Annotated in this window: 1 protein-coding gene; it reads left to right on the top strand. The window is 70.9% G+C overall.

The genetic code is table 11. The annotated features are described in order from the left end of the window. The coding region (locus tag ACU8YE_RS23695) for a type II secretion system F family protein (protein ID WP_446929774.1) at positions 1–676 on the top strand (676 nt) is incomplete at its 5' end. Between the last annotated feature and the right edge of the window lie 114 nt (positions 677–790).

Genomic DNA, 790 nt, shown 5'->3' on the forward strand with positions numbered 1-790 from the left:
GACGTACCGCGTGCCGCTCGCATGGGCCGCCGATCACACCGCCGACACGCGCTTCGCGCTGCCCGCGGCGGCGATGCCGTTGCTGATCGGCACCGCGATCGCGGACAGCCCGTACTCGGTATCGGCGATGCTCGTGCTGATCGGCGCATTCGGCTTCTATCTGCCGAACGCGATGCTCGCGCGCCGGATCGCGGCGCGGCAGCGGATGATCGTCGAGGATTTTCCGGACGCGCTCGATCTGCTGACCGTGTGCGTGGAAGCGGGGCGCGGCCTCGACGCGGCGCTGACGAAGGTCGCCGATGAGCTGCGGCTGCGCAGCCCGGTGGTCGCCGACGAGCTCGGGCTGATGCTGCTCGAGATGCGCTCCGGCTTCACGAAGGAAACCGCGCTGCGCAACCTCGCGCTGCGCACGGGGGCCGAGGACGTCGACGCGTTCAGCACGATGCTGATCCAGGCGGACCGCTTCGGCACGAGCATCGGCGCCTCGCTGCGCGTGCTGTCCGACACGCTGCGCACGCAGCGGCGCATGCGCGCGGAGGAGCGCGCGGCGAAGATCGCGCTGAAGCTGCTGTTTCCGCTGATCTTCTGCATCTTTCCCGCGCTGCTGACGGTGCTGCTCGGGCCCGCGTTCATCCATATCTACCGGACGCTGCTGCCGACGATGGCGAGCGGCTGAACCGCGCTCGCGGCGGCGTGGGGCGGCTTCTTTCGCCGTGCCGCCGTCGCCGCCCGGTGCTCGCCCCGCCGCGCCGACAACAAGAAGTCCAAAGCCGCGCGGCGGGGCGAGCAC

Source organism: Ralstonia sp. VS2407 (genome assembly GCF_052950655.1).